The organism is Geminicoccaceae bacterium (assembly GCA_020638465.1).
Classification (GTDB): Bacteria; Pseudomonadota; Alphaproteobacteria; order Geminicoccales; family Geminicoccaceae; genus JAGREO01.
In genome coordinates this window covers 832,109-856,633 of the sequence record JACKIM010000001.1, presented here as the reverse complement: position 1 = coordinate 856,633, position 24,525 = coordinate 832,109, and the positions used below count along the sequence as shown (strand labels likewise).

The following is a 24,525-nucleotide window of genomic DNA, read 5'->3' as shown; positions in this document are numbered from 1 at the left end:
CCATGACAAAACTGAAACTCGGCCCGCTGCCCGACGACAAGCCCGTCAAGGTGACGCTGGAACTGCCCGCGTCGCTCCACCGCGACCTTACCGCCTATGCCGAGGTGCTGGCCCGTGAAACCGGCCAGACCATCGCCGATCCCATCAGGCTGATCGTGCCCATGCTGGAGCGGTTTATTGCGACGGATCGAGGTTTTGCCAAGGCGCGAAAGACGATGCTTTGAAAATGGCTGGTATCGGCGCCAGACGCATCAGGAATACTGGAACGCTGCAAGCCATGACATTGCTTGGATTCGGACGCCCGTCAGGCCTCGTGGACGAAATCGACCCCTACCGCTTTCGCCGCTTTCACGAACTTCCGGTCGAAAGTCAGAAGCGCACCATGTGTTTCGGAAAGGCCAAGGTGCAGCGCATCCGTGAAGTCCATGCCCCGCTCGGCGTGGTCGAACGCGGCGGCCACGATGGCTGCGTCCTCGATGGACACCCCCGGCAGGCCGCCGAAGGCGCGCATGGCCCGCGCGACAGCCTCCGGCTTGTAGCCATAGGCGCTGCGTAGCACCCACTCGGTCTCCAAAACCACCGTCAGAGGCACGAATACGGGCTGGCCGTCGACGATCTCGCGGGCGCGCTTCGATTGCTCGGGGTGATCGCCGGTCAGGTAACGGACGACGATGTTCGTATCAATTGCGATCATGGCGTCGGCGGGCCTCGGCCAGCACGCCGGCCTCCATGTCCTCAAGCGATTTCGGCGCGCCAGCGGAGGGCAGCATGCCGAAGACATCCTCGGGCCGGGTTGGCGCGAAGGCGGGCGCGCGTTTCAACAGGACGCCATCCGGGGTTTCTTCGACCACAAGCCGCGTGCCGGCATCCCATTTCCGATGCGTGCGGATCGCCTTGGGCAGGATGACCTGGCCCTTGGTCGAGACAGTCGTGATCAGCGTGTCAGGTTGCGCCATGGGTTCGAATCCAGAAGTAAGACAAGGGTAAGATAGTGGAGATGCTGGTTTGGTGCAAGTGGGAGCGTGGGGTAGGGTGTTCCGGTGTTCCGGCTATGTCGCCGCCGATGTAGATTCAATGGCGGCGCGAGGTCCGCCTAAATCGCCGCCTGTAATGAGTGTCGGCATCGGTAGTTGCGTGCCCCCGCAACCAACGATAATTGCGAAACCTCCGTAGGCCCCGCCGCGGAGGTTTTTGCTTTTCCTGGCCCATGAACTAGTGGATTGATCGAGACGATTGGTTCCGGTTGTGCGAGATTGAGTGATGAGCACAGGAACGGGTTTGACATTATCGCTGTAAGATCGCACTCGGCTTGAGGGGATCGCATTGCATCCGTCGACGCGGCAAAAGCATGTTTGGCGCTGCCGGATCGTTGTTTTGAGCGGTGATGGTCTCGGCACGATGGCGATTGCGCGCGCGACGGGGAAGTCGAAGAAATGCGTTTGGCGCTGGCAGGAGCGGTTTCGTAGCGAAGGCGTGGACAGGCCCTATCGATGCGATCCGGACACAAGAGCTTGTCCCTGGTTCCATCGGCAATGTTCCGGCCCTGGTCATCGAACGTCTCGCCCGATCGTCGAGACCATGACGCATGACTACAAGCGCAACGGCACGACCACGCTCTTTGCCGCACTGAATGTGCTGACCGGCGAGGTGTTCGGGCAGAACATGGCGCGCCACCGGCACCAGGAGTTCCTCCGCTTCCTGAACACGCTGGAACAGGAAATCCCGACCGGAAAGACCGTGCATGTCGTGCTCGACAATGTCTCGTCGCACAAGACACAAGAAGTCAGGCGCTGGCTCGAACGCCACCCCCGCTGGACCTTTCATTTCACGCCAACATCGGCGTCATGGTTGAACGCCGTCGAGGGCTTCTTCGCCAAGCTGACAAAGCGCAGGCTGAAATACGGGGCCTTCAGTTCCGTCGCCGACCTGCAAGCCGCAATCCAGCGCTTCATAACAGAGCACAACGACACCGAGGCAAAGCCATTCACATGGCGCGCCGACCCAAACGAAATCATCGCTACTCGAAATCGCGGGTTCCAAATGTTGGAATCATTCCACTAGATTTCAGACACCAAACCCAGTAGGCGTCAACCGGCGGCCGCTTACGTTCCTCTGCCACCGGGCGCGTATTTCTCGACCAGCGCCATCGCCATGCGAAGGGTTCGCTGACCATCTTCGTCACCCAACGCTCCAAGTCGCACGGCCCGCAGGATGAGATCACGCCTCTCATCCATTGTCCGAAAGGCTGCACCCACGCTCACATAATCGAGGCTTTGGCAGGCAATGGCTCCAGCAAGGTATATCAGACGACCTGCCGAACGAGCCGCTTGCGAGTCTGGATGATATGTAGCGGCTGCGGTGGCCAAGCGTGAAAACCCCTCCAGCGCTCTGACCGCAGATGGAGCGCCAAATCCCTCGGAAAGGGCCGACAAAATGTCAATTCGTGCGTCCTGTAGGTTCTTGTTTCGGAAGCTCTTATCTACTGCCTGCAACTCAGCAATCAATTGTTCATCGCCCATTCTCTCCGGGTAGAGAATGGTTTGGTTATTCTGAATGCGCTGGATGTCCGTGCTATCGATCAGTTGTAGGTCGAGCTTCTCTGCCACCGACCGAAGATTTTTGCGCACGGTCGTAGCAACATAGGCCCCGTCAATATCAAGCGCATCGGCTAAGCCGCTCGTCCAAAAGATGCGTTCAACTGCCTTCGGTCGTTGTTTGTATTTGATGTCGCAAATCTGCACCCGGCGAGATGTGCCGGTTGGACGTTCATATATCGGCGAGGCGGTCCACAAGGGTGACAGCTACCCCGGCGAGCACGACGCGATCATCGACGGTGAGACATGGGACCGGGTACATTTGATCCTGCAAGAGAGTCCGCGCAAACGGGCGACTCGGACCCGCGTCGATACACCCGCGCTGCTGAAGGGGCTTCTTTTCAGTCCCGATGGCGCCGCGTTCTCGCCGACACACACACCCGCAAAGGCGGAAAACTCTACGGCTACTACGTCAGCCAGACGGTGCTGAAGCATGGTGCCGGGTCATGCCCCGTGGGCCGCGTGCCTGCGGGCGAGATCGAGGCCGCCGTCATCGACCAACTGCGTGCCGTCTTCCGCGAGCCCGAGATTATCGTGGGCAAGTGGAAGGCAGCACGCGCCGACACCAACATCACCGAAACCGACGCCCGAGCAGCCCTGTAGCAGCTCGATCCGCTGTGGGACGAACTGTTCCCCGCCGAACAGACCCGCATCGTGGCGCTGCTGGTCGAGCGCGTCGACATCGGCACGGATGCTGGTCGCCATCGCACTGGCGAACAAAATGGCGCGGGCGATCTGGGCGATGCTGACCAAACAGGAGGATTATCGGGATCCGGAGCTGGCTGCGGCCTGAGCGACGATCAAGCCGCCAACGCTAGCATCGGTCAACGGGGAGTGAGAAGTCGACGATTCGAATGGGCGCAACGATCGAACAGATCCGGATCGGGAAAACCAGATAACTGCTCAGGACGGCAAGTCCTCCGGTGAGAGTTGGACCCGATCCGCAGATCACCATACCGGCCAGCGGCTTCTGAAAGCGCCGCCATCAAAGGCCTGACAGAAGACCGCATTCGATCACACGACCAATCGGTTCGAAATCTTCTTGCATCACGGGCGGCAACCACAGAAGCAGTTACATTGATCCGGTGGTCGTCATAGCCGCGAATGAATCAAAACCTTCACTTGTGGGTAACTGAAAGTCTCACTGGAGGATTACGGTAGGTCCTCTGGTCATTGCAGGGATTTTGCATTATGGGCTTGAGGCCGAATTGCGGGAGGATGGGGTGTGGTCATTCATGAACTTGCCAGCATCGCCATCGAGGTGGCGGATGCGGCGCGACCGGTTCCGCTCCGCTATTTTCGCAAGCCGCTGGCTGTCGATACCAAGGGCGACCTGTCGCCGGTCACCGTTGCCGACCGCGAGACCGAACTGGCCATGCGAGCGGTTCTCGACGCCCGTTGCGCGGACCACGGGATCTATGGCGAGGAGCACGGCCAGCGGGGACTCGACCGCCGCTTCATCTGGGTCATCGATCCAATCGACGGCACCCGATCGTTCATCACCGGCATGCCGCTCTTCACGACGCTTATCGCCCTGCTCGATGATCGGCAACCGGTCATCGGCATCATCGACGTGCCGGCACTCGCCGAGCGCTATCATGCGGTGCGCGGTGGTGGAGTCTTCTTCAATGACGCTCCGATCCACACCAGTGGTTGTGCAAAACTTGATGACGCCATCGTCTACATAGCTGGGCACGACCCTGACGACGACCGCATGCGCGAGCGGATGCATCGGCTTTTCCGCCATGGCCGTCTCCATCGCTACGGCTATGACGGTTTCGCCTATGCGCAGCTCGCGTCAGGGCATATCGACATCATGATCGAGGCTGGTCTGCAACCCTATGACTACATGGCGCTTGTGACGGTCGTGGAGGAGGCCGGCGGAGTCATCACCGACTGGTCGGGCAAGCCGCTGACTTTGGAATCGGGCGGTGACGTGCTCGCCACCGCCTCGCGCGAACTGCATGCTCAGGTGCTGGATGTCCTTGCCAGGTAAGCGGTTCCGGCACCAGGCAACTCCTCGTCCCGTTTGGGGCAGGCTCAGCCGCGCTGGGGTGCCGGAGGTGCACCGGGTGCGGGATGATTCTCGCGAACGGGGTCGCGCCGCAGCGCCTTGCGGGCGAGATGTAGGGCCAGATTGGCAAGCGGCATGCGCAGGTAGTGGGCGCGAAGATAGAGGAAGTGGTGAGCCAGCTGTGTCAGGCCGTCCGCGGCACTGGGGTGGTGCGGCATCAGTCCGCGATGCATAGCCGGCCGCATGATCGGGTCGAACCGCTTCTCGCCGTCGAGCCCCCGAAATACCGAGACCGGTACCTCCAGCCCGAGCAGGCGCGAGGCGTGATCGAGGGCGTGATAGAGGGGCCGGCGCAGCCGCATGACAGTCGCCCGTTCCAGCAGTGCATCCCAAAAGCCGGTATCGCGGACGGCAAAATCCCGGATTAGCCAGACAATGTCGAGCAGGTCGCGCAGTCCCTTGTCGAATTCGCCGTCGCTGAAGAGGTGGGCGGCGGCGTGAAGGACCATGTCGACCGGTTGCAGGACCCGGAAGCGGTCGTCCAGGGCCTGCGCATCGGTGATCATCCTGACCCGCGCGTCGGGAGCTGCCCTCCGCTCCTGAAGGATCGCGTGATGCACGTCGATCAGCGTGCCGCGAAGCTGATGCTCCATGGGCGGCAACTCGTGCGTCCAGCAGCGGTAGTAGCGCTCGTCATAGGCATCGATCGGCCCGAACGACCAGCCGGCCCGCTTGAGTCTGCTCTCGGCCGGAGCCAGTGACGCCTGAGGGACGAGGATGTCGATGTCGCCGAACACGCGTCCGCGTGCAGCCTCCAGTCCGGCGGCGACGTAGGCCGTGCCCTTGAGCAGGATGACCGGTTCCGGCATGTCGGCGAAGAGTTCGGCCAGAACGTAGAGTTCGAGGCGCACATCGCGCTCGATCTTGGCGGCGATGGTAAGGGCGCTGTCCGTGGCGCGCCGGACGGCCTCGGGGATGTTCGCCCGCGGCATTGCCGCCTCCAGCAGCAGGCCGAGCTTGCCCGATACGCCGGCGCTGCGCGACTGGCGCAGAAGCGTGTCCCATGCCTTTCCGTCCAGGCCGCAGGCAGTCGACGGGTCACGCAGCACCTGGACGAGCAAGGCAACGTCGGTCATGCGAATCTTCCGTCAGTCATGTCATCCAGGACCTGCAAGGCATCGTCGAGATTGCTGTAGAGCAAGGTGAAGCTGCGGGCCTTGTCCACGAGGGAGCAGAGCAGGTCGAAGCCCCGACGGCCGTGAATCGAGTAGTTCATCGCGTTTTCTGCCAGTTGCATGAGGGCGCGGGGCGGCGAAAGCGGACTGAAGCGGACGGGATTGCCGGCAAGGTAGCGCGGCAGCACGATCCAGTTCACACGTGCTTCCTGGCGCATCCGGCGCACGCTGTCGTCGGGCGGTCGCAACAGTCCGACCTTGCCCTTGACGGTTCCTTCGGCAACGCCGGTGAAGCTGAGATGGGGGAAGCGCTCTCCGATGATGTCGATGGAACGATTCTTGAGGTTGATCGGCCGGGCAAGGGGACGTACCGCGCCGCTTTCAAGGTCGATCAGCGCAAGCTCGTCGGACAGCAGCCGCCAGCCGGAAAATGCCAGTGCGGCGGTCAGCGTGCTCTTTCCGGCACCGGAGGGAGCGGGCATGACAAGGGCGCGCTCATCCTTGGCCAGGACGGCGGCGTGGATGACGAGATGGTCGTGGCCATGGGAGGCAATGCACCAATTCAGCCCCCACTCGAAGAAGGCGGCGGCCTGATCGAGCGGAAGGGGATAAAAGGGTGGCGTGCCATCACTGGTGAACGTGACCTGCGGTCGCCAGAAACGACGAATGCCGCCCTTGGTGGAGAGCGCGATATCAAAATCGCAGGTTTCATCGGTGTCGAGAATTTCATGAGCTGCGTAGAGCTCGTACAGTTCATCGCCGAGCGAGGCGATCGGTGAGCTTGCACGGACGCGAAATGGTCCGAGGCGCAGGTTCAGCCCGTCGCCGGCGAGGGCATCGCGACACCAGCGCGCGCCGCGCTCTTCCAGTCTCATGACCGCCCTCGCACGATGCCATCGACACAGGGCTCGGCCACGCCGATTTCAACGAGATTGGCCAGGATGGCTTCCGTGTGGATATTGCCCGTGGTCTGCTGTTCGAGGAGATCCGGCAGTGGCCGGCTGCCGCAAGGGGAGGGCGGGTGGAAATCCCGGTCGAGCAGGTTGGCGATGGCTTCCACCGACTGTTCGCCCTGTTCGAGAAGGCGCACGAGCCTGAGAGCCTTTTCGGCGAGGAAGTGTGTGTCGCCGGTCATGTCGTCATAGATCACGGCTTCGCCAGCCCATGCGCGCATGGTCAGCGTTTCACCGAATTCTGCCGATAATCGCACAGACCTGCCGCTCATCCATCACTCCCGTCGACCGTCTATCGAACGCCACCAGTACCCTATCCCGATGGGTCGGAACAGGAACAAGGGCCTTGCCGGTCCGTCGCGCTGACCGTCACGTTCACCCCGCCAATGTCACCCGGGTGGGGAACAGCCCTAACCTGCGGGATCATGTGACGTTGCGGTTAACAGCCGGTTTAGATCGGTTGATCACGCCATCCGCCAGATTTCCGACCAATCGGAAAATGATTATGGACCGGATCGGCTCAGGATTTCTGCGTTGCCATGAAGAAAATCACCCTATGGGGCACATGGTCGTTGGTCATGTTTTCGTTCGGATCAAAAGGAAAGGCGACTTCCGGGGAAGCCGCCCTTGTCCTTGCGTGGCACAATTCACCGGATGCAGACAATGATCAGGCGCTGAAACCCGGATAGACGCTGTATTTCGACTTCAGGGCAGCCATCTGGGCATTGTAATCGTCGACCAAGGCATAGTACTCATCTTGCAGTTGGGCTGCGAGAGTTGAGTCACCGGCGGCCCAAGCGGCATTGAGTTCAGTCGTGATCCGCTGTTGCTCAGCCACGAATGCCGAAGAAATCGGATCGAGTTCCTGATAATAGCAATAGTTGGGATCACGGCGCGTCGATGTCGAATTGTTGCCGGACAGCAGGGCGGAGTTGGTGCATTCGTTACCGAGCGCCGGGCGACTTGCCAAGGTAAGCACCAAGGGTGTCATGCCGGCACCCATGCCCAACAGGCGACGACGGCTGTGGACACTTCCGTCGCGTTTCACCGGCCGCTCTCGACCCGCTGAAAGGACAGCCCGCGCAACGTCGTCCTGGTTCTCAGGAGCTTTTGAATGAGGCGATTCCACGAGCAAATCCTCCAAATATGCAGTCATTTCCGCCTTGTGGCCATCAGGCGGGCCCAAAAGCAGTCAGCGTGACATCGCACCCTGACGGCGCAGGGCGCTTCAATCTCTGTTCTGGAAACTAGCTTTGACCCGCTCCATCCTCAATAGGGATAGAAACGGACGCATCATACCATAGCACTCAATTTACAGAGTCTCTTGAGCAATATAAATTTGGAGATGAAATAAACCGGCTTCTATTCTTCTTTTACACCTGTAAGGCGATTCTTCCATCTTCGATCACTTTGTGAAATGACGGCCTTCCGGTCTCCTGTCGGTCATCTTCTTCTCCGGCAATCAATATGATATGATATTGTTCACAACCATGGGTAACAAGACCAAGAAGGGTCGGACCGGGACGACATGTCGCCTCGGTCCGGCCCCTCAATGAACGGTCAGGGCCGATTCAGGCCGCTCCCGTTGGTGGTATCCCGATCGGGGTCAACTAACTGCCCTTGCGATTCGCGACCAGATCGTCGACCACGGAAGGATCGGCCAGCGTGCTGGTGTCACCGAGCTGTTCGTGCTCGTTGGCCGCGATCTTGCGCAGGATACGGCGCATGATCTTGCCCGAGCGGGTCTTGGGCAGGCCCGGTGCCCACTGGATGAAATCGGGACTGGCAATTGGGCCGATATCATTGCGGACGTGATGGACGAGCTCCCGCCGCAACTCGTCGGTGGCGGCATGGCCCGCCTGAAGCGTGACGTAGCAGTAGATGCCCTGACCCTTGATGTCGTGCGGGAAGCCGACAACGGCCGCTTCCGATACAGCGGGATGGGCGACCAGCGAGCTCTCGACCTCGGCAGTTCCCATGCGATGGCCCGAGACATTGATGACGTCATCGACGCGGCCTGTGATCCAGTAATAGCCGTCCTCGTCGCGGCGTGCGCCGTCGCCAGTGAAGTACATTCCCTTGAATGTGGAAAAATAGGTCTGCACGAAACGCTCGTGGTCGCCATAGACCGTCCGCATCTGGCCCGGCCAGCTGTCGAGAATGACCAGATTGCCTTCGGTCGCTCCTTCGAGCAGGTTCCCCTCATTGTCCACAAGTGCCGGCTGCACGCCGAAGAACGGCAGCGTCGCTGAACCGGGCTTGAGGTCGATGGCACCCGGTAGCGGCGTGATGAGAATGCCGCCGGTTTCGGTCTGCCACCACGTGTCGACAATCGGGCATCGGCTTTCGCCAACAACCTCGTAATACCAGCGCCATGCCTCCGGATTGATCGGTTCGCCCACCGAACCGAGCAAACGCAGGCTCTTGCGTGATGTCTTCGTTACCGGTTCGTCACCCTTCTGCATCAATGCACGGATGGCGGTCGGAGCCGTATAGAAGATGGTGACCTTGTGCTTGTCGACAACATCCCAGAACCGGGAAATGGTCGGATAGTTGGGCACTCCCTCGAACATGAGCGTGGTGGCACCGTTGGCCAACGGCCCGTAGATGATATAACTATGGCCGGTGACCCAGCCGACATCGGCCGTGCACCAGTAGATGTCGCCGTCCTTGTAGTCGAACACATATTCATGGGTCATCGACGCATAGACAAGGTAGCCGCCGGTGGTATGCAGCACACCCTTCGGCTTGCCGGTCGAACCCGAAGTGTAGAGGATGAACAGCGGATCCTCGGCGTTCATGGGTTCCGGCTCACAGTCGGTGCTCGCCGCCTCCATGGCCTTGTTTGCATCGATGTCGCGCGAGGCGTTCCACGGCACCTTTCCTCCGGTATGGCGGAAACAGAGTACCTTGACCTCATGCGGCGCGCGATTGATCGCGGCATCTGCATTGGCCTTCAGCGGTACCTTCCGCCCGCCCCGCAATCCTTCGTCGGCCGTGATGACGACTCCGCTCTGGCAACCGTCAATCCGGTCTGCGAGACTGTCCGGCGAGAAGCCGCCGAAGACGATCGAATGCACAGCCCCGATACGTGCGCAGGCCAGCATGGCGTAGGCCGCAGCCGGTATCATCGGCAGGTAGATCGTGACCCGGTCGCCCTTCTTGACGCCCATGTCCTTGAGCACGTTTGCGAGGCGGCAGACCTGGTCGTGCAACTCGCGATAGGTAATATGGGCATCCGCCGAGGGATCGTCGCCCTCCCAGATGATCGCGGTCTGGTCGCCGCGGTTGTCGAGGTGGCGATCGATGCAGTTATAGCTGACGTTCAGCGCGCCGTCCTCGTACCAGCGGATGCGCGCATCGTTGGCGAAGTCGACATCCCTGATCCGGGTCGGCTCGGTATACCAGTCCAGGCGCTTGGCCTGTTCGGCCCAGAAACCCGCCGAATCCTCGATGGACTGGCGATACATCTCCCGGTAGCGCGCGTTGTCGACAAGCGCCGTCCTGCTCAGAGACTCGGGTACCTTGTAAATGTTCTGCATTGAACCTCCCTGGATACAGCGGCCGTTCGGCGCTCATGCGCCATTGGTCGCCAACTTGTTCACATTTTAGACCCCGGGAACTCAACGACGCCACGACGTTTTGCCGCAAGCGGCGGGACCTGGACGGTTGACCATCGCAAGGGGCCATACCGGGCTTATCCACATAGATGTGCACAGGCCTGGAGCTATCCCCATCCTTATCAACAGTTTGTGGGTAAGTGCTTGCATTCAAGGGATCGAAGCAACTCTTCGCGGCCGGTCCAGCCCGGGTGACAACCCCATTTTGCGCTCAGCCGGGAGTGGAACCGCTGGCTGCGCCACTTGATGACTCCGGGCCATCTCTATGTCAAGTAGGAATAGAACAGATCAAATTTTACTCAATTCCCAAGTGAATCCAATCCACGACCGAGGGAATGATCGATCGAGTGATCGTGGCGATTCCCCGGACATTGGGATGCATGGCATCCTCGATCAGCAGCTCCCTGTTGGCGGCCACACCTTCGAGAAAAAAGGGATAGAGCGGAATGCCGTGACGTTCCGCCACCTCCCGGTAGATCGCGGCGAAGTCCCTGCCGTACTGGTTTCCCAGGTTGGGCGGCGCAAGCATGCCCGCGAGCATCACCGATATCCCCTGTCCCTGCGCCGTGCCGACGATGGCATCGAGATTGTCGCGAAGCTGGTCCACCGGCAGGGCGCGCAGGGCGTCATTGGCTCCGAGTTCGACGAGCAGGTGAGTGGGCTTGTCGGCGAGCACCCAGTCGAGTCGTGCCCTTCCGCCAGCAGAGGTGTCGCCCGAAACGCCGGCATTGATCACCTGACAGTCGACGCCCCGCTCGCTCAGGGCATGCTGCAGCTGATCGGGGAATGCCTCTCCTTCGGGAACGCCGTAACCCGCTGTCAGGCTGTCGCCCAGCACGGCCAGTCGACATGACTCAACGGCGGCGGCCGGAGTATTGAACATGACCATCCCGACCGTTGCGGCGGCGGCAAAAAATGTAACGAACTGCATCCGGACCTTGAGACGCATGGCCAGGCGGTCCATCTGTTGTGCTGCGGCGAACAGTTTTGACATTGGATGTTCCGGGAATGATTGAAATCCATGATGTGCATCTGGAACTCGAAAGCCAGGCCGGCAAGGTTCACATTCTCAAGGGCGTCGACCTGAATGTCCAAGGGGGTACGTCCACCAGTGTCGTTGGGCCATCCGGTTCGGGCAAGTCCAGCCTGCTCGCGGTGATCGGCGGTATCGAGAAGGCCAGCGGCGGATCGGTCAGGGTGGCCGATACCGAGCTGACCGCGCTGGATGAGGATGAACTGGCGCTGTTTCGCCGGCGGCATGTGGGCATCATCTTCCAGTCCTTCCATCTCATCCCGACCATGACCGCGGCCGAGAATGTCGCCCTGCCGCTCGAACTTGCCGGTATTGGCCATGCCGACAGGAAGGCGGCGGAGCGACTCGACGAAGTGGGCCTGTCGCACCGGCTGACCCATTATCCGGGACAGCTTTCAGGCGGCGAGCAGCAGCGCGTTGCACTCGCCCGTGCGCTCGTCAACGATCCCGACCTGCTGCTTGCCGACGAGCCCACCGGCAATCTCGACACCGGGACCGGACGGCAGATCATCGACCTGTTGTTCGAGACTCGCAACAACCGATCCACCACGCTGTTGCTGGTCACGCATGATCCGGGCCTTGCGACGATGTGCGACATGTCGGTCACGATGCAGGATGGTCGCCTGCGCGATGCTGGGACGGCAGGGCGGTCGTATCCACAGGCGGAACTGGTCGGGAGTCCGTCGTGAGGTTGCTGGAACTGTGGAAGATCGCCCGGCGTGACCTGCGCGGCAGTCTTGGCGGATTCGTGATTTTCTTCGCCTGTACAGCGCTGGGGGTGGCGACGATCGCTTCGGTGGGCGTGCTCAATGCGACCATCGAGCGTGCGGTCGAGCGCGACGCCGCGGCGCTGCTCGGTGGCGACATCTCCATTGGCCAGCCCAATATCGACCTCGCCGATGCCGAGTTGCGCGATCTGACACCCGAAGGAGCACGGGTGACTTCGAATGTGCGCACCAATGCCATCGTCTATGGCGGCAGCGGAGAGGATGGCCAGGAGCGCAACATCGCCGTCGAGATCAAGGCTGTAGACGATGTTTATCCGCTGTTCGGTCAACTTGACCGCGAGCCGATGGCGCCTCTGGCCGACATGCTGGCACCGGGGCGCATGCTCGTCGAGCCATCCGTGCTTGCGCGGCTGGGTGTAGCCGTAGGTGACGAGGTGCGCATCGGTTCGCAGATGCTCACCATTTCGGGTCTGCTTCTGCGCGAACCGGACCGGATCGGCGGCTATATCGCGCTGGGCCCGCGGGTGATGATGAACCGCAAAACGCTGGACGGCCTGGGCATTCTGGTTCCGGGTGCGCTTGCACGTTACGAATACAACATGGCGCTGACGGACTCCCGACAGGCGGTGCAAACCGCCGAGCGGCTCCAGCGCGACCATCCGGATGCGCCATGGCGCGTGCGCAGCAAGGCGGATGTCCAGCCGCAGGTGGCCCGGTTTACCGACCGTCTGGCGACATACATGATGATGGCGGGCCTGACCGCGCTGGTCATCGGCGGACTCGGCATCGGCCTTTCGGTGCGCGCCTATCTCGAGACCAAGACGGACAGCATCGCCACGCTGCGTTCCATCGGTGCTGCTTCCGGTGATATCGGCCAGATCTATGGCAGCCAGCTCACCGCGCTCGCGCTCGGCGGCACCGTTGCGGGCATGGTCCTCGGCCAGCTGGTACCGTTTGTCGCGGCACCGCTCGTGAGCGGGCTGTTCCCGGTCGCGCTGGAGCCTGCCATCGAGATCGTGCCGCTATTGTATGCGGGAGCCGTGGGATTTCTCACGGTGGCACTTTTCGCCTGGTTGCCGCTCGCGCGCTGCCGCGACGTGGCTCCGGCGGATCTGTTTCGTTCCGGTATACAGAAGGGACGTACACCCGCGCGGCGGTCGCGTTACACAATTCTCGCCGGCATCGCCGTCGCGCTGGCTGCGCTCGTCGTGCTGGGCGCGCCGCGCATGGAGATTGCCGCAGTGTTCCTCGCATCGGTTATCGCGGTGATGCTGGTGCTGGCAGTTGCCGCGCGGCTGTTCCTGCTCGCGGCAAGGAGCCTGCGGCCGGTGGCAGGGCCGCGGCTGTCCATGGCGCTTGCCACGCTTTCCCAACCGGGGAACGGTGCGACCAGCGTGGTCGTCGCCATGGGTGCAGGACTGGCGGCCCTGGTGATGGTCGGCCTGCTCCAGCACAACATCGAGCGCGAATTGCTCACCCAGTTGCCGGACCGGGCTCCCAAGCTCGTGTTCATCGACATCCAGCCCGACCAGGTCGAGCGTTTCAGGCAACTCGTGGGCGAAGAACCGGAGGCGGCCATCCTGCAACTGGCTCCGGTCCTGCGCGCCCGGGTGGTGCGGATCGCCGGCAAGCCTGTCGACGAGGTCAGCATCGCCGAGAATGTGCGCTGGACCACCCGTCGCGACCGCGGCCTGACCTATCAGGCGCGCGAGCCGGAAGGCACGGAGCTTGTCGCCGGCGAGTGGTGGCCGGCGGACCACGACGGCGAGCAACTCGTGTCGGTGGAAGAGGAGGTTGCAAGGGGCTATGGTGTCGGGGTCGGCGACACCCTGGGCTTCAACGTGCTGGGTCGCACGCTGGAGGCTCGAATCGCCAATCTGCGCAAGGAGATCGACTGGTCGCGCGGCCGTCTCGACTTCGTCTTCGTGATGAGTCCCGGACTGATCGAGAAAGCGCCGCATACCACCGTTGCGGCGATCGACCTGCCTGCGGATGCGCAGATACGGTTGATGGACCGCATGGCCCGGGAACTTCCCAATGTGACGCCTATCGCCATCGGCGATGCCGTCGAGCGGGTGGGCGAGTTGCTGGGCAGGATCGCGCTGGCGATCCGCGTGGTCGCGGTGGTGACGCTGGCAACCGGGCTGCTGGTACTGGCCAGTGCCGTCGTCGCCTCGCGGCGGCAGCAGATCCGTCGAGCGGTGCTGCTGAAGGTACTGGGCGGGCGGCGGCGTGACATCATGAACCTCCTGCTGCTGGAGCATGCGGGGCTTGGGGTGGTTGCTGCCATCGTCGGCAGCGCTCTAGGCGGTTTTGGTGCGTGGATCCTGATCTCGCCGGTGATGGGACTGTCCTGGGACCTGGCCTGGCGGGTCGTGGTACTGACGGCGCTGGCTGCGATCGTGCTCGCGGCCGCGATCGGTGCCATCGTCCTGCGCCGGACGCTGACGGTGCCGGCAGCAACGATTCTCAGACATTCGTGATCGGCTGTGATCGGAGGCGATTCTTCCTTGAACAGGAACGGCCGACGACCATATCTTTCCACAAGTAACACTGTATCTGACGGATTTTGGAGGGATACCCCAGATGGATCTTCGTTCCATGACGAATTCGGCGCCGGCCGGGCTTTCCGCCGAGCGTCTGGACCAGGGGCTGCGCAGCTACATGCTGTCGGTCTACAACTACATGGCCATCGCCCTGGTGATCACCGGCCTGACCGCCTTTGCAACCTCGCAGAGCCCTGCCATGCTCCAGCTCATCTTCGGTACGCCGCTGAAGTGGGTGGTGATGCTGGCCCCGCTCGGTTTCGTCATGCTGTTCAGTTTTCGCATCAACAAGATGAGCACCGGCGCGGCACAGCTGACCTTCTGGGGGTTTGCCGTGGTCATGGGCCTGTCGCTCGCCAGCATATTCCTGGTATTCACCGGTGAGAGCATCGCCCGGGTCTTCTTTATCTCGGCAGCAACCTTCGGTGCCATGAGCCTTTATGGCTACACTACCAAGACCGACCTGTCGAAGTTCCACTCGTTCTTGATGATGGGCCTGATCGGTATCATCATCGCCAGCCTGGTCAACATCTTCATCGGCAGTTCGGCCATTCAGTTTGCGGTCAGCATAATCGGTGTGCTGGTGTTTATCGGTCTCACCGCCTACGACACCCAGGCGATCAAGGAAGAATATGTCGGCGGTCTCGAATACGCCGATGGCGGCATTCAGACCAAGGGTGCGATCATGGGCGCCCTCCGGCTCTATCTCGACTTCATCAATCTCTTCATGATGCTGCTGCAGCTGTTCGGTAATCGCGATTAAACCCGGAGCCGTTCACGCGGATGGGTTGAGGAAGCCCGCTTCTTGCGAAGCGGGCTTTTCTTTCTTTCGGGCGGTTCTCCGGTTGGAGTCAGTTCCATGTTCAGGCAAGTCCCCTATCGGCCGAAAACCGCATTACCAGCCGCAGGATCATGGACCACGCGCGAATACCCTCAACCTGTAACCCGCCTACTCAGCGCTCAATCTTCGCCGATTAGATACAGACCGCAACCACGGGAACGACGAACCGCTTACCATCCAGCAGACCTTCAACAGCTGCGCGGCCTTCCAGCGGGAGACCCGGTGGAGAAGGCGCCGGTCGATCTCCGCAATGTCGCTGCTGCTGTATGCAGAAGCTTCTACAGGAGCGACCAACCTTCGCGTACCAGCATCAGGGCGAGAGCGGTCAGGATCCACTTGAGGATGGTGTGGAAGTGGGTGTCGGTCATCGCCATGAGCAGGCGGCGGCCAATCAGCGTGCCGATGAAGCCGCTGAGGATCATGACGGCGATGAACGGCAGCCAGGGCACATAGGCGAAGCCGAGGATGCCGAAGGCCATGACCTTGACGGTATGCTGGGCAGTCATGCATGCGCTGTGGGTGGCGATATGGGCCAGTCGTTCGAGTTTCAGGGACTTGATGAGGGTGGACACGAACGGGCCGGTGGTGCCGAAGAACATGGTCAGGAAGCTGGAAAAGGCACCACCGACGACCAGCGAATGGTTCCGCAGAGTTGTGGCCGTCGGGCGCCAGACGGAAAACAGGATGAAGCATCCCAGGCCAATCTTCATCCACGCAGGTGGCAGTTGCACGGCAATCGAGCCGCCGAGCGCGGCCCCGAGAATGCTGCCTGCGACGAAGGGTGCCAGGACCCACACCTGCACGTTGCGCACCATGATCGCCACACGGCCGGCGTTCGAGCCGATCTGGACGATCCCGTGAATGGGGATGAGGGCCGTGGCGGGAAGGAACAGGCCCATGAGGGCTAGCAGCAGGATCCCGCCGCCGATGCCGAACGCAGCCGTGAAGAGCGATGTGCCGGCGCTTGCGAGGATGAGCAGCCACGCCGTCCCGTCACCGATTACTTCACCGAACATTGTTCGAATTTCCTGTCTTGGGTTGGGATCAGCGGATGAGGCGATGGCTCATGAACAGGCCAGCAAGGAAGCCGCCAAGGTGGGCGGCATGGGCGACACCGGGGAGGATCGGCAGCATGAGGCCCAGTACGCTCACCGCCACGAACAGGATCGAGAGCAGGATGATGAGCCGGTCATAGGGGCCGAAACGACCCGTTTTCGCCCCCGGAAGCGCCACGCCGTAGAGCGCTCCGACGCCGGCAGAAATGCCGATGAGATAGCCCGACGAGATCAGCGTATGGACGATGGCACCGACGCCTGACCCCATCGCCAGCATGATGACGAGCCACCGGGCGCCAATGCGTGGCTCCAGCACCTTGCCGAGGATCGCGAGGCTGACGATGTTCATCGCCAGATGACCTGGATTGGCGTGGATCAGTGCATAGGTAAAGAGCGTGATCAGGCTGTGCAGGCTGAACCGCAGGCCGGTGAAGACGCAATAGCGGGCGATCGCTCCACCGCTGATCCAGTCGAGGACATGGATGACGACGAGGACCAGCGCCACCACCTTCGTCGCGGGCGGCAGGTTGATGGCAGGGGGGTGCGAGGACGAGTGCCCAGGCTGCCGGCCCCCGTTGCGACGGAACGGCGTGACGTTGTCCGGTCGTCCGCCGCCCTGCTGGCGGCGATCGCCCCAGCCGCTCATGGCCTGCATTTTCGAAGGCAGACCCGATGCCCGGCGTCAGGCACCCCGGGTCGGGTGCGAATGTGCATAGCCCAACCCCCTGAGAGCCTCGGCGATCTCGTCAAGGATGGCCGGGTCATCGATCGTGGCGGGCATCTTCCAACTGGCATCATCGGCAATGGCCTTCATCGTTCCGCGAAGGATCTTGCCAGAACGGGTCTTGGGAAGTCGACCGACAATTGCCACGAGCTTGAAGGCGGCGACCGGGCCGATCTCGTTGCGCACCTTGGTGATCAGTTCCCGGACGATCTCCTCCGCAGGACGGTCGACGCCGCTCTTGAGCACGACGAAGCCCATCGGCAGTTCGCCCTTGAGCTGGTCATTGACGCCCAGCACGGCACATTCGGCGACGTCGTGGTGGCCTGCGAGCACCTCCTCCATGCCCCCGGTTGACAGGCGATGGCCGGCTACGTTGATGATATCGTCGATGCGACTCATGATATAGAGGTAGCCGTCCTCGTCCTTGAAGCCCGCATCGCCGGTCAGATAGTAACCCGGATAGCGGCTGAGATAGGATTGGTGGAAGCGGGCTTCCGCATGCCACAGGGTCGGCAGGCAGGAGGGCGGCAGGGGCAACTTGACGACGATGGCCCCGATATCGCCATGCCCGCTGACGGGCAGGCCCTCCTCGTCGAGGATCTGGACGTCATATCCGGGCATGGGAACGGTGGGCGAACCGGGCTTGATCGGCATCGGTTCTATACCCATCGGGTTGGCGCAGATCGACCAGCCGGTTTCGGTCTGCCACCAGTGATCGATCACCGGTACACGCAGTTCCTTCTCGGCCCAGAGCAGGGTGTCGGGATCGCAGCGCTCGCCGGCGAGATAGAGGCGCTCGAAGCGGGACAGGTCGTAGTCCTGAAGAAGACGACCCTCGGGGTCCTCCTTCTTGATTGCGCGGAAGGCCGTGGGTGCGGTGAACAGCACCTTGACGCCATGTTCGCTGATGACACGCCAGAATGCCCCGGCATCGGGAGTGCCGACGGGCTTGCCCTCATAGACGATGGTGGTGTTGCCATTGAGCAGCGGAGCATAGCAGATATAGGAGTGGCCGACGACCCAGCCTACATCCGAGGCGGCCCAATAGACATCGCCGGGCTCTACCGCGTAGATGTATTTCATCGACCAGAGAAGAGCTGCGGCATGCCCGCCATTGTCTCGCACCACGCCCTTGGGCTGCCCGGTAGTGCCCGAAGTGTAGAGAATATACAGCGGATCCGTAGCTTCCACGGGTACGCAATCGACGGATTCCGCCGACGCCATCTCTGTGGCCCAATCGAAGTCGCGTCCTTCGACCAGTTCCGCGGCGGCTTGTTCGCGAGCGAGGATGATGGTCGTCTGCGGTTTGTGTACCGCCATCTCGATAGCCTTGTCGATCAAAGGCTTGTAGGCGATCACACGGCCGGGCTCGATGCCGCAGGACGAGGCGACGATCACCTTCGGAGTGCAGTCATTGATACGGGTCGCGAGTTCGTTGGAGGCAAAGCCGCCAAAGACGACGCTGTGGATCGCACCGAGGCGGGCGCAAGCCAGCATCGCGACAAGCGCTTCGGGGACCATCGGCATGTAGATGATGACCCTGTCGCCCTTTTCCACTCCTCTGGAGCGGAGGACTCCGGCAAAACGGCTCACGAGGTCCTGAAGTTCGGCGTAGGTGATCTTGCGCTGGCTGGCGGTGATCGGGCTGTCATGAATGATGGCCAGGCGATCGCCGTGCCCGGCCTTCACATGCCGGTCGACACAGTTGTAGCAGGTATTGATCTGGCCCCCGACAAACCAGCGGTAGTAGGTTCTTTCGTCGGTTTCGAGCACCCGATCATGTGGCCGGATCCAGTCGAGTTCCTGCGCAACTTCGGCCCAGAATGTCTCCGGATCTTCGAGGGATTGGCGATAGATCGGCTGATAACCGGTGTTTGCTGTCGACATGGGCGTCCCTGAGCGTCTGTTCTGCTGATTCAATCTAACAATCTCCATGATCGCCGCCTAGTCCGGCGCGGCGAAACGCCCCCTCGGTGACCGCAGGGAGAAGAAGGGGTGCCCGCGGTACAGCGGACCGCCCATGGGGATCGTTGTTGTGGATATTATTGTGGTTGAGCCAGTCGCATCGTTTGGGCAGTGTCGGACACGAGCAGGCAACGAGATGGCTGGTACGGGGTTTAGCGGATTTGCGGGGTCACGTCCGTTGCCAGATGAATGTTCGGTGCCCGTGTGACACTGGACCGATATCAAAAACACTGGACAATGGGGAACTGTGCCCATGAGCCTCGAACAGATCAGCGCCTGGAAGAGTTTCGGCGGATGGCAGAAGGTCTTCAGGCATGCATCGACGGAAACCGGTACCGACATGGCCTTCTCCATCTTCCTGCCCCGGTCGGCGGAACGTGGCGATTGCCCGGTATTGTGGTATCTTTCGGGGCTGACCTGCACTTGGGAGAATGTGACAACCAAAGGTTTTTTCCAACAGGCTGCCGACAGGCATGGCATCATTGTCGTCTGTCCGGACACCAGTCCACGCGGGCTCGACCTTCCCGGTGAACACGATGCCTATGATTTCGGCAGCGGAGCGGGATTTTATGTCGATGCAACCTGCGAGCCGTGGTCGATTCATTACCGGATGTACAATTATGTCACCGGAGAATTGCAGCAGCTCGTGACAACGAATTTCCCGGTCGACAGCGGCCGGCAGGGCATCCTGGGGCATTCCATGGGTGGGCATGGTGCGCTCACCATTGCTCTGAAGAATCCGCAGACTTACCGCTCCGTCTCGGCGTTCGCGCCGATCTGCTCGCCCATGCGCTGTCCCTGGGGCGAGAAGGCATTGTCAGGTTATCTTGGCGATGATCGCGCTGCATGGCGGAACTACGATGCCACGGCATTGATCGAGGATGGCGCGAGTGTGCCCGCTATCCTCGTCGACCAGGGGCTTGCCGACAGCTTTCTCGTTGAGCAACTCAAGCCGGAATTGCTCGAGGCGGCTGCCGGCGATGCAGGCATCGCGCTGGAGCTCCGCCGTCATGAGGGCTACGATCACTCCTACTACTTCATTTCCAGCTTCATGACCGATCATGTCGACTGGCATGCTGCGCGTCTTTAGGGTGATGTAACTCCAAGATTAACCTATCTTGAGTTGATTTTCTTGAGACTCCCAGTGTTGCAGCATCACGATCTCGCCTCCAGTTCTGTTATCATATCCGGAAAGACGATGCCTGAACCGCGATTCGTTCATCTGCGTGTCCGCTCCTCGTTCTCGCTGCTGGAGGGCGCGATCACCCATGCGGCGCTGGTGGATGCATGCCGCCAGGCGGACATGCCCGCGGTCGGTGTTACCGACAGGGCAAATCTCTTCGGGGTCATGCCCTTCGGCGGGGCGGCGATGGGTGGCGGTATACAGCCCATTCTGGGCTCGGTGCTGCCTGTATACATCGAGACGAGCACGGGTGGCTCTCCGGCGGCACGGCGCAACCAGCGCCCGCCATCCGTGGTGGTTCTGGTCAAGGACGAGATCGGCTATGGCAACCTGCTCAGGCTGATGAGCCGCGCCTATCTCGAAAGCGACCCGGGAGCGGACCTGACATTCGCCATGGATGACCTTTATGCCATGAACGAGGGGCTGCTCCTGCTCACCGGCGGAGCCGGAGGGCCGGTCGCGCGGTTGGTGCTTGCAGGCGAGCGGGAGGCCGCAAGCAGCCTGCTTCTCGACATGAAGCGCGCATTCGGTGACAGGCTCTATGTCGAGATCGGTCGCCATGACGAGACTGAAGAACTCGAAACCGAGAAACCGATTCTCGACATGGCTTACGAGCATGACATCCCGATCGTCGCTACGAATGATGTGCATTTCATCGATGAGAGCATGCACGGGGCGCATGATGCGCTGACCTGCATTGCCGAAAGCACCCAGGTGATTGTCGAGGATCGTCGGCATTTCTCGCTTGATTACCGTTTCAAGTCGCAGGACGAAATGGTCGAGCTGTTTGCCGACCTGCCCGAGGCCATTTCCAATACGTTGGAGATTGCGCGGCGTTGTGCATTCGCCGCACCCGCACGCGCGCCGATCCTGCCGCCTTTCGACAGCAAGGCGGGGCGTGACGAGGATGACGAACTGAGGGCGCAAGCCCACGACGGTCTGGAGGAACGTATCGCCCGGCACGGCATTGCGGACCCGGAACCCTATCGTGCCCGTCTCGAATATGAGCTCGACGTCATCGTCCAGATGAAGTTTCCCGGATATTTTCTCATCGTGTCCGACTTCATCAAGTGGGCGAAGAGCAACGACATACCCGTCGGCCCCGGCCGTGGCTCGGGTGCAGGCTCCGTGGTCGCCTGGTCACTGCAGATCACCGATCTCGACCCGTTGCGCTTTGGCCTGCTGTTCGAGCGGTTCCTCAATCCCGAGCGCGTGTCGATGCCGGATTTCGACATCGACTTCTGCATGAACCGGCGTGACGAGGTGATCGCCTACGTCCAGGAGAAGTATGGCCGCGACAGGGTGGCTGCGATCATCACGTTCGGAAAGTTGCAGGCACGGGCTGCGCTGCGCGATGTCGGCCGGGTTCTTGGACTGCCGTTCGGTCTTGTCGACCGGATTTCGAAGATGGTGCCCTTCAACCCGGCCAATCCGCCAACGCTGGCGCAAGCGCTCGACATGGAGCCGCGGCTGGTGGAGGCGAAGAAGGATGACCCCGCCGTGGCGCGCATGATCGAGGTTGCCCTCAAGCTCGAAGGCATGCCGCGCCATGCTTCCACCCACGCAGCCGGTATCGTCATCGGTGACAGGCCGCTGGAGGAACTGGTTCCGCTCTATCGCGATCCGCGGTCCTCGATGCCCGTTACCCAGTTCAACATGAAGGATGTGGAAAAGGCCGGGCTCGTCAAGTTCGACTTCCTCGGCCTCACCACGTTGACCATGCTCAAGCTGGCGGAAAATCTGGTCAATCGACGCGGCACGGCGCTGGACCTCTCGACGCTGCCGCTCGACGATCCGCCATCCTACGACCTTTTGAGCCGGGCCGAGACCAGCGGTGTTTTCCAGCTGGAATCGGGCGGCATGCGTGATGCGCTTCGGCAGCTCAAGCCCGACTGCTTCGAGGATATCATCGCCATGGTGTCGCTCTACCGGCCGGGCCCGATGGATAACATTCCGCGTTATATTGCGGTCAAGCACGGTTTCGAGGAGCCCGAATATCTCCATCCGCTGCTTGAGCCGATCCTCAAGGAAACCAATGGCGTCATCATCTACCAGGAACAGGTGATGGAGATTGCCAAGCAGCTCGCAGGTTATTCGCTGGGTGGTGCCGACCTGTTGCGCCGGGCCATGGGCAAGAAGATCAAGGCGGAGATGGATGCCCAGCGGGAGACCTTCGTCACCGGTGCGAAAGAACGCGGCATCGACGAAGACCTGGCCAACGTGATCTTCGACAGCGTGGCCAAGTTCGCGTCATACGGTTTCAACAAGTCCCATGCCGCCGCCTATGCACTGCTCGCCTACCATACGGCCTACCTCAAGGCCAACCATCCGGTCGAATTCTACGCTGCAGTGATGTGCATGGAAATGGGCAACCAGCCCAAGCTCGCGGCCTATCGCCAGGAAATGGCACGGCGTGGCATCGAGCTGCTGCCGCCCGATGTCAACGCGTCTCATGCCCAGTTCGCGGTGGAAGAAGGGAAGGGAGAAAGCGGGGCCAGCGTCCGGTTCGCGCTTGGCGCCATCAAGGGTGTCGGTCGACAGGCCATGGAAGCTCTTGTAGCCGAGCGCGAACGAGGTGGCCTGTATACGGATATTTTCGATCTGGTCACCCGGGTAGGAAATCGCACGCTCAACCGGCGCCTGCTGGAGGGGCTGATCAAGGCTGGCGCCCTGGACGGGTTTGGCAGCAATCGCCGCTCGTTGATGGAGACTATCGAGCGGGCGCTGCAGCATGCTCATGCCGAAAGCGAGAGTATGGCCAGCAGTCAGGTCGGATTGTTCGGCGCAAGCGGGATCGAGATGCCGCGTCCCAAGGCGGTCGAGATCACCGAATGGCCGCAGATGCAGAGGCTTGCCCATGAATTCGATGTCATCGGCTTTTATTTCTCATCGCACCCGCTCGAGGGCTACCGCCCGGTTCTGGCACAAGTCGGCACGATGGAGGCCGCCCAGATCCTCGATCCCGAGCGGACCATCGAGGGACGGCCCGTAAGGCTGGCCGGAGTCGTGGTCGGCAAGCAGGAGCGCAAGACGCAACGTTCCCGCATAGGTTTTCTCAGTCTCTCCGATCTCAGTGCCCAGTTCGAAGTCATGATGTTCAACGAACTTCTCGAACTGAGCCGCCCGCTCATGGAGATCGGTGCACCACTTCTGGTGGTGGTCGACGCACGGGTCGACAATGGCGAGGTCAAGCTCCAGGCGCAATCGATCGAACCGTTGATGAACCGGGCCAAGTCAGTGAGATCGCAGGTCACCATCGAACTCGAGCGGATCGAGGCGCTGGCCGAAATCCGCGACATGCTCACCGAAGCGAGCGGTGGTGGCGCGCGGGTGATGTTGCACGTTCCGGCCGGGCGCAACTGCCACGCAGTGGTCGAACTTCCCGAGCAGCATTTGTTGCCGTTCGATCGCGTCGGCGACATCGACTCGGTCCGTCATGCCCGCCTGCTTGAGGCACCGACGGAAACGCGACTGCGCGTGGCGAACTGAATTGCTTCGGGTTGAAACGGCCGGGAGAGGCAATCCGCGTTCCTGCCGGGATGAGGAACTTCCCCGGCTTCCGGTCAGTGGCGGCCGAAATCGTCGGTGTTGACGATGCCATCCTCATTTCGGTCGAGCGAGCGGAACCAGGCGTCGCTGTTACCCACGAACTCCTCGCGGCTCACGAGGCCATCGCCGTCGGCATCATTGTTCTGCCGTTCGAGCCCGCGCATGACATGATCCATGCCCTTGCCCCTGCCGGGCTCGTTCTGCATGTCGCTGTGGCGAGCCTCGTCGAAAACGTCGTACTCGTCTTCGTCGAGCACCCCGTTGTCGTCATGGTCGAACGATGAAAAGACATCGCCACGCCGTTCCCTCAGTTCGTCCACGCTGACATCGCCGCTTTCGTCGAGATCCCAGTTGTCGAGGAAATGCTGACCCGGCTGTTGGGCCACGGCAACGGGCACTGTCACCAGCAGGAAAGGCAACAGGGCGGCGAGGCGGAAAAGGCGCATGAATCTTCCTCCATTCATTATATCTCGATGTGATGATATATTACTTTGCAAACGATGCCAGAGATATTGCCTGTCAGACCGGGTTCGGCGGTGACGCCT

21 protein-coding genes and 1 pseudogene are annotated in these 24,525 nt (G+C 61.4%); 8 read left to right on the top strand and 14 right to left on the bottom strand.

Annotation, left to right across the window (positions count from 1 at the left end; all coding sequences use genetic code 11):
- Window positions 1–2: 2 nt before the first annotated feature.
- The gene (locus tag H6851_04060) at window positions 3–224 is read left to right on the top strand and encodes a DUF2274 domain-containing protein (protein MCB9942783.1); all 222 of its coding nucleotides are present in this window, start codon (window positions 3–5) and stop codon (window positions 222–224) included.
- Window positions 225–304: 80 nt separating this feature from the next.
- Here H6851_04060 and H6851_04055 read toward each other — a convergent pair whose 3' ends face one another.
- Window positions 305–694 (bottom strand): type II toxin-antitoxin system VapC family toxin, encoded by a 390-nt coding sequence (locus H6851_04055; protein ID MCB9942782.1) that lies wholly within the window; start codon window positions 692–694, stop codon window positions 305–307.
- Complete coding sequence (locus H6851_04050; protein ID MCB9942781.1) at window positions 681–956, bottom strand: AbrB/MazE/SpoVT family DNA-binding domain-containing protein; 276 nt, start codon at window positions 954–956, stop codon at window positions 681–683. Before H6851_04050 ends, H6851_04055 begins: the two co-directional genes overlap by 14 nt.
- A gap of 304 nt (window positions 957–1,260) precedes the next feature.
- On the opposite strand from H6851_04050, the pseudogene H6851_04045 reads away from it, so the two are divergent.
- Window positions 1,261–2,061, top strand: a pseudogene (locus H6851_04045) (IS630 family transposase).
- Window positions 2,062–2,102: 41 nt separating this feature from the next.
- Here H6851_04045 and H6851_04040 read toward each other — a convergent pair.
- Both H6851_04040 and H6851_04035 read right to left on the bottom strand, forming a co-directional pair.
- Window positions 2,103–2,792 carry a hypothetical protein gene (locus H6851_04040; GenBank protein MCB9942780.1) on the bottom strand — a complete coding sequence of 230 codons (690 nt, stop codon included), beginning with the start codon at window positions 2,790–2,792 and terminating at the stop codon, window positions 2,103–2,105.
- Window positions 2,793–3,038: 246 nt separating this feature from the next.
- A complete protein-coding gene (locus H6851_04035; GenBank protein MCB9942779.1) occupies window positions 3,039–3,347 on the bottom strand; it encodes a hypothetical protein in 309 nt (102 codons plus the stop codon).
- Between the two features lie 472 nt (window positions 3,348–3,819).
- Here H6851_04035 and hisN point away from each other — a divergent pair, with 472 nt between their 5' ends.
- Window positions 3,820–4,590 carry a histidinol-phosphatase gene (gene hisN / locus H6851_04030; protein MCB9942778.1) on the top strand — a complete coding sequence of 257 codons (771 nt, stop codon included), beginning with the start codon at window positions 3,820–3,822 and terminating at the stop codon, window positions 4,588–4,590.
- Between the two features lie 44 nt (window positions 4,591–4,634).
- Here hisN and H6851_04025 read toward each other — a convergent pair whose 3' ends face one another.
- The 6 genes from H6851_04025 to H6851_04000 form a co-directional block, all read right to left on the bottom strand.
- A complete protein-coding gene (locus H6851_04025) occupies window positions 4,635–5,744 on the bottom strand; it encodes a nucleotidyltransferase family protein (protein ID MCB9942777.1) in 1,110 nt (369 codons plus the stop codon).
- A complete protein-coding gene (locus H6851_04020; protein MCB9942776.1) occupies window positions 5,741–6,658 on the bottom strand; it encodes an HprK-related kinase A in 918 nt (305 codons plus the stop codon). The genes H6851_04025 and H6851_04020 overlap by 4 nt, the downstream gene beginning before the upstream one ends.
- Window positions 6,655–7,008, bottom strand: coding sequence for an HPr-rel-A system PqqD family peptide chaperone (locus H6851_04015; GenBank protein MCB9942775.1), 354 nt, complete (start codon window positions 7,006–7,008; stop codon window positions 6,655–6,657). Before H6851_04015 ends, H6851_04020 begins: the two co-directional genes overlap by 4 nt.
- 395 nt (window positions 7,009–7,403) lie before the next feature.
- Window positions 7,404–7,892: a hypothetical protein gene (locus H6851_04010; protein MCB9942774.1), complete on the bottom strand. Its 489-nt coding sequence runs from the start codon at window positions 7,890–7,892 to the stop codon at window positions 7,404–7,406.
- 454 nt (window positions 7,893–8,346) lie between these two features.
- Entirely contained in the window at window positions 8,347–10,278 is a 1,932-nt protein-coding gene (gene acs, locus H6851_04005; GenBank protein MCB9942773.1) for an acetate--CoA ligase, read from the bottom strand.
- 373 nt (window positions 10,279–10,651) lie between these two features.
- Window positions 10,652–11,287: an arylesterase gene (locus H6851_04000; protein MCB9942772.1), complete on the bottom strand. Its 636-nt coding sequence runs from the start codon at window positions 11,285–11,287 to the stop codon at window positions 10,652–10,654.
- Window positions 11,288–11,364: 77 nt separating this feature from the next.
- Between H6851_04000 and H6851_03995 the strand changes: the two genes are divergently transcribed.
- The 3 genes from H6851_03995 (at window position 11,365) to H6851_03985 (ending at window position 15,426) form a co-directional block, all read left to right on the top strand.
- Window positions 11,365–12,078: an ABC transporter ATP-binding protein gene (locus tag H6851_03995; protein ID MCB9942771.1), complete on the top strand. Its 714-nt coding sequence runs from the start codon at window positions 11,365–11,367 to the stop codon at window positions 12,076–12,078.
- Window positions 12,075–14,600: a hypothetical protein gene (locus H6851_03990; protein MCB9942770.1), complete on the top strand. Its 2,526-nt coding sequence runs from the start codon at window positions 12,075–12,077 to the stop codon at window positions 14,598–14,600. Before H6851_03995 ends, H6851_03990 begins: the two co-directional genes overlap by 4 nt.
- A 103-nt stretch (window positions 14,601–14,703) precedes the next feature.
- Window positions 14,704–15,426 (top strand): Bax inhibitor-1/YccA family protein, encoded by a 723-nt coding sequence (locus H6851_03985; GenBank protein ID MCB9942769.1) that lies wholly within the window; start codon window positions 14,704–14,706, stop codon window positions 15,424–15,426.
- 356 nt (window positions 15,427–15,782) lie between these two features.
- On the opposite strand, the gene H6851_03980 is transcribed toward H6851_03985, so the two are convergent.
- The 3 genes from H6851_03980 to H6851_03970 are packed head-to-tail and all read right to left on the bottom strand — an operon-like array spanning window position 15,783 to window position 19,170.
- Entirely contained in the window at window positions 15,783–16,520 is a 738-nt protein-coding gene (locus tag H6851_03980) for a sulfite exporter TauE/SafE family protein (protein ID MCB9942768.1), read from the bottom strand.
- A gap of 28 nt (window positions 16,521–16,548) precedes the next feature.
- A complete protein-coding gene (locus tag H6851_03975) occupies window positions 16,549–17,205 on the bottom strand; it encodes a rhomboid family intramembrane serine protease (GenBank protein MCB9942767.1) in 657 nt (218 codons plus the stop codon).
- Between the two features lie 36 nt (window positions 17,206–17,241).
- A complete protein-coding gene (locus H6851_03970) occupies window positions 17,242–19,170 on the bottom strand; it encodes a propionyl-CoA synthetase (GenBank protein ID MCB9942766.1) in 1,929 nt (642 codons plus the stop codon).
- A 331-nt stretch (window positions 19,171–19,501) separates the two neighbouring features.
- On the opposite strand from H6851_03970, the gene fghA reads away from it, so the two are divergent.
- Both fghA and dnaE read left to right on the top strand, forming a co-directional pair.
- Entirely contained in the window at window positions 19,502–20,338 is an 837-nt protein-coding gene (gene fghA / locus H6851_03965) for an S-formylglutathione hydrolase (GenBank protein MCB9942765.1), read from the top strand.
- 108 nt (window positions 20,339–20,446) lie between these two features.
- Window positions 20,447–23,920, top strand: a complete 3,474-nt coding sequence (gene dnaE / locus H6851_03960) for a DNA polymerase III subunit alpha (protein ID MCB9942764.1) — start codon at window positions 20,447–20,449, stop codon at window positions 23,918–23,920.
- 74 nt (window positions 23,921–23,994) lie between these two features.
- Here dnaE and H6851_03955 read toward each other — a convergent pair whose 3' ends face one another.
- A complete protein-coding gene (locus H6851_03955) occupies window positions 23,995–24,426 on the bottom strand; it encodes an EF-hand domain-containing protein (protein MCB9942763.1) in 432 nt (143 codons plus the stop codon).
- Window positions 24,427–24,525: the final 99 nt, after the last annotated feature.

Coding starts and splice junctions, on each gene's coding strand:
- H6851_03975 (MCB9942767.1), bottom strand. CDS start 17,205: ATGAGCGGCTGGGGCGATCGCCGCCAGCAGGGCGGCGGACGACCGGAC.
- H6851_03970 (MCB9942766.1), bottom strand. CDS start 19,170: ATGTCGACAGCAAACACCGGTTATCAGCCGATCTATCGCCAATCCCTC.
- H6851_04025 (MCB9942777.1), bottom strand. CDS start 5,744: ATGACCGACGTTGCCTTGCTCGTCCAGGTGCTGCGTGACCCGTCGACT.
- H6851_04010 (MCB9942774.1), bottom strand. CDS start 7,892: ATGACTGCATATTTGGAGGATTTGCTCGTGGAATCGCCTCATTCAAAA.
- H6851_03980 (MCB9942768.1), bottom strand. CDS start 16,520: ATGTTCGGTGAAGTAATCGGTGACGGGACGGCGTGGCTGCTCATCCTC.
- H6851_04000 (MCB9942772.1), bottom strand. CDS start 11,287: ATGCAGTTCGTTACATTTTTTGCCGCCGCCGCAACGGTCGGGATGGTC.
- H6851_04055 (MCB9942782.1), bottom strand. CDS start 694: ATGATCGCAATTGATACGAACATCGTCGTCCGTTACCTGACCGGCGAT.
- H6851_04020 (MCB9942776.1), bottom strand. CDS start 6,658: ATGAGACTGGAAGAGCGCGGCGCGCGCTGGTGTCGCGATGCCCTCGCC.
- H6851_03995 (MCB9942771.1), top strand. CDS start 11,365: ATGATTGAAATCCATGATGTGCATCTGGAACTCGAAAGCCAGGCCGGC.
- dnaE (MCB9942764.1), top strand. CDS start 20,447: ATGCCTGAACCGCGATTCGTTCATCTGCGTGTCCGCTCCTCGTTCTCG.
- H6851_04060 (MCB9942783.1), top strand. CDS start 3: ATGACAAAACTGAAACTCGGCCCGCTGCCCGACGACAAGCCCGTCAAG.
- H6851_04015 (MCB9942775.1), bottom strand. CDS start 7,008: ATGAGCGGCAGGTCTGTGCGATTATCGGCAGAATTCGGTGAAACGCTG.
- fghA (MCB9942765.1), top strand. CDS start 19,502: ATGAGCCTCGAACAGATCAGCGCCTGGAAGAGTTTCGGCGGATGGCAG.
- H6851_03955 (MCB9942763.1), bottom strand. CDS start 24,426: ATGCGCCTTTTCCGCCTCGCCGCCCTGTTGCCTTTCCTGCTGGTGACA.
- H6851_04050 (MCB9942781.1), bottom strand. CDS start 956: ATGGCGCAACCTGACACGCTGATCACGACTGTCTCGACCAAGGGCCAG.
- acs (MCB9942773.1), bottom strand. CDS start 10,278: ATGCAGAACATTTACAAGGTACCCGAGTCTCTGAGCAGGACGGCGCTT.
- H6851_03985 (MCB9942769.1), top strand. CDS start 14,704: ATGGATCTTCGTTCCATGACGAATTCGGCGCCGGCCGGGCTTTCCGCC.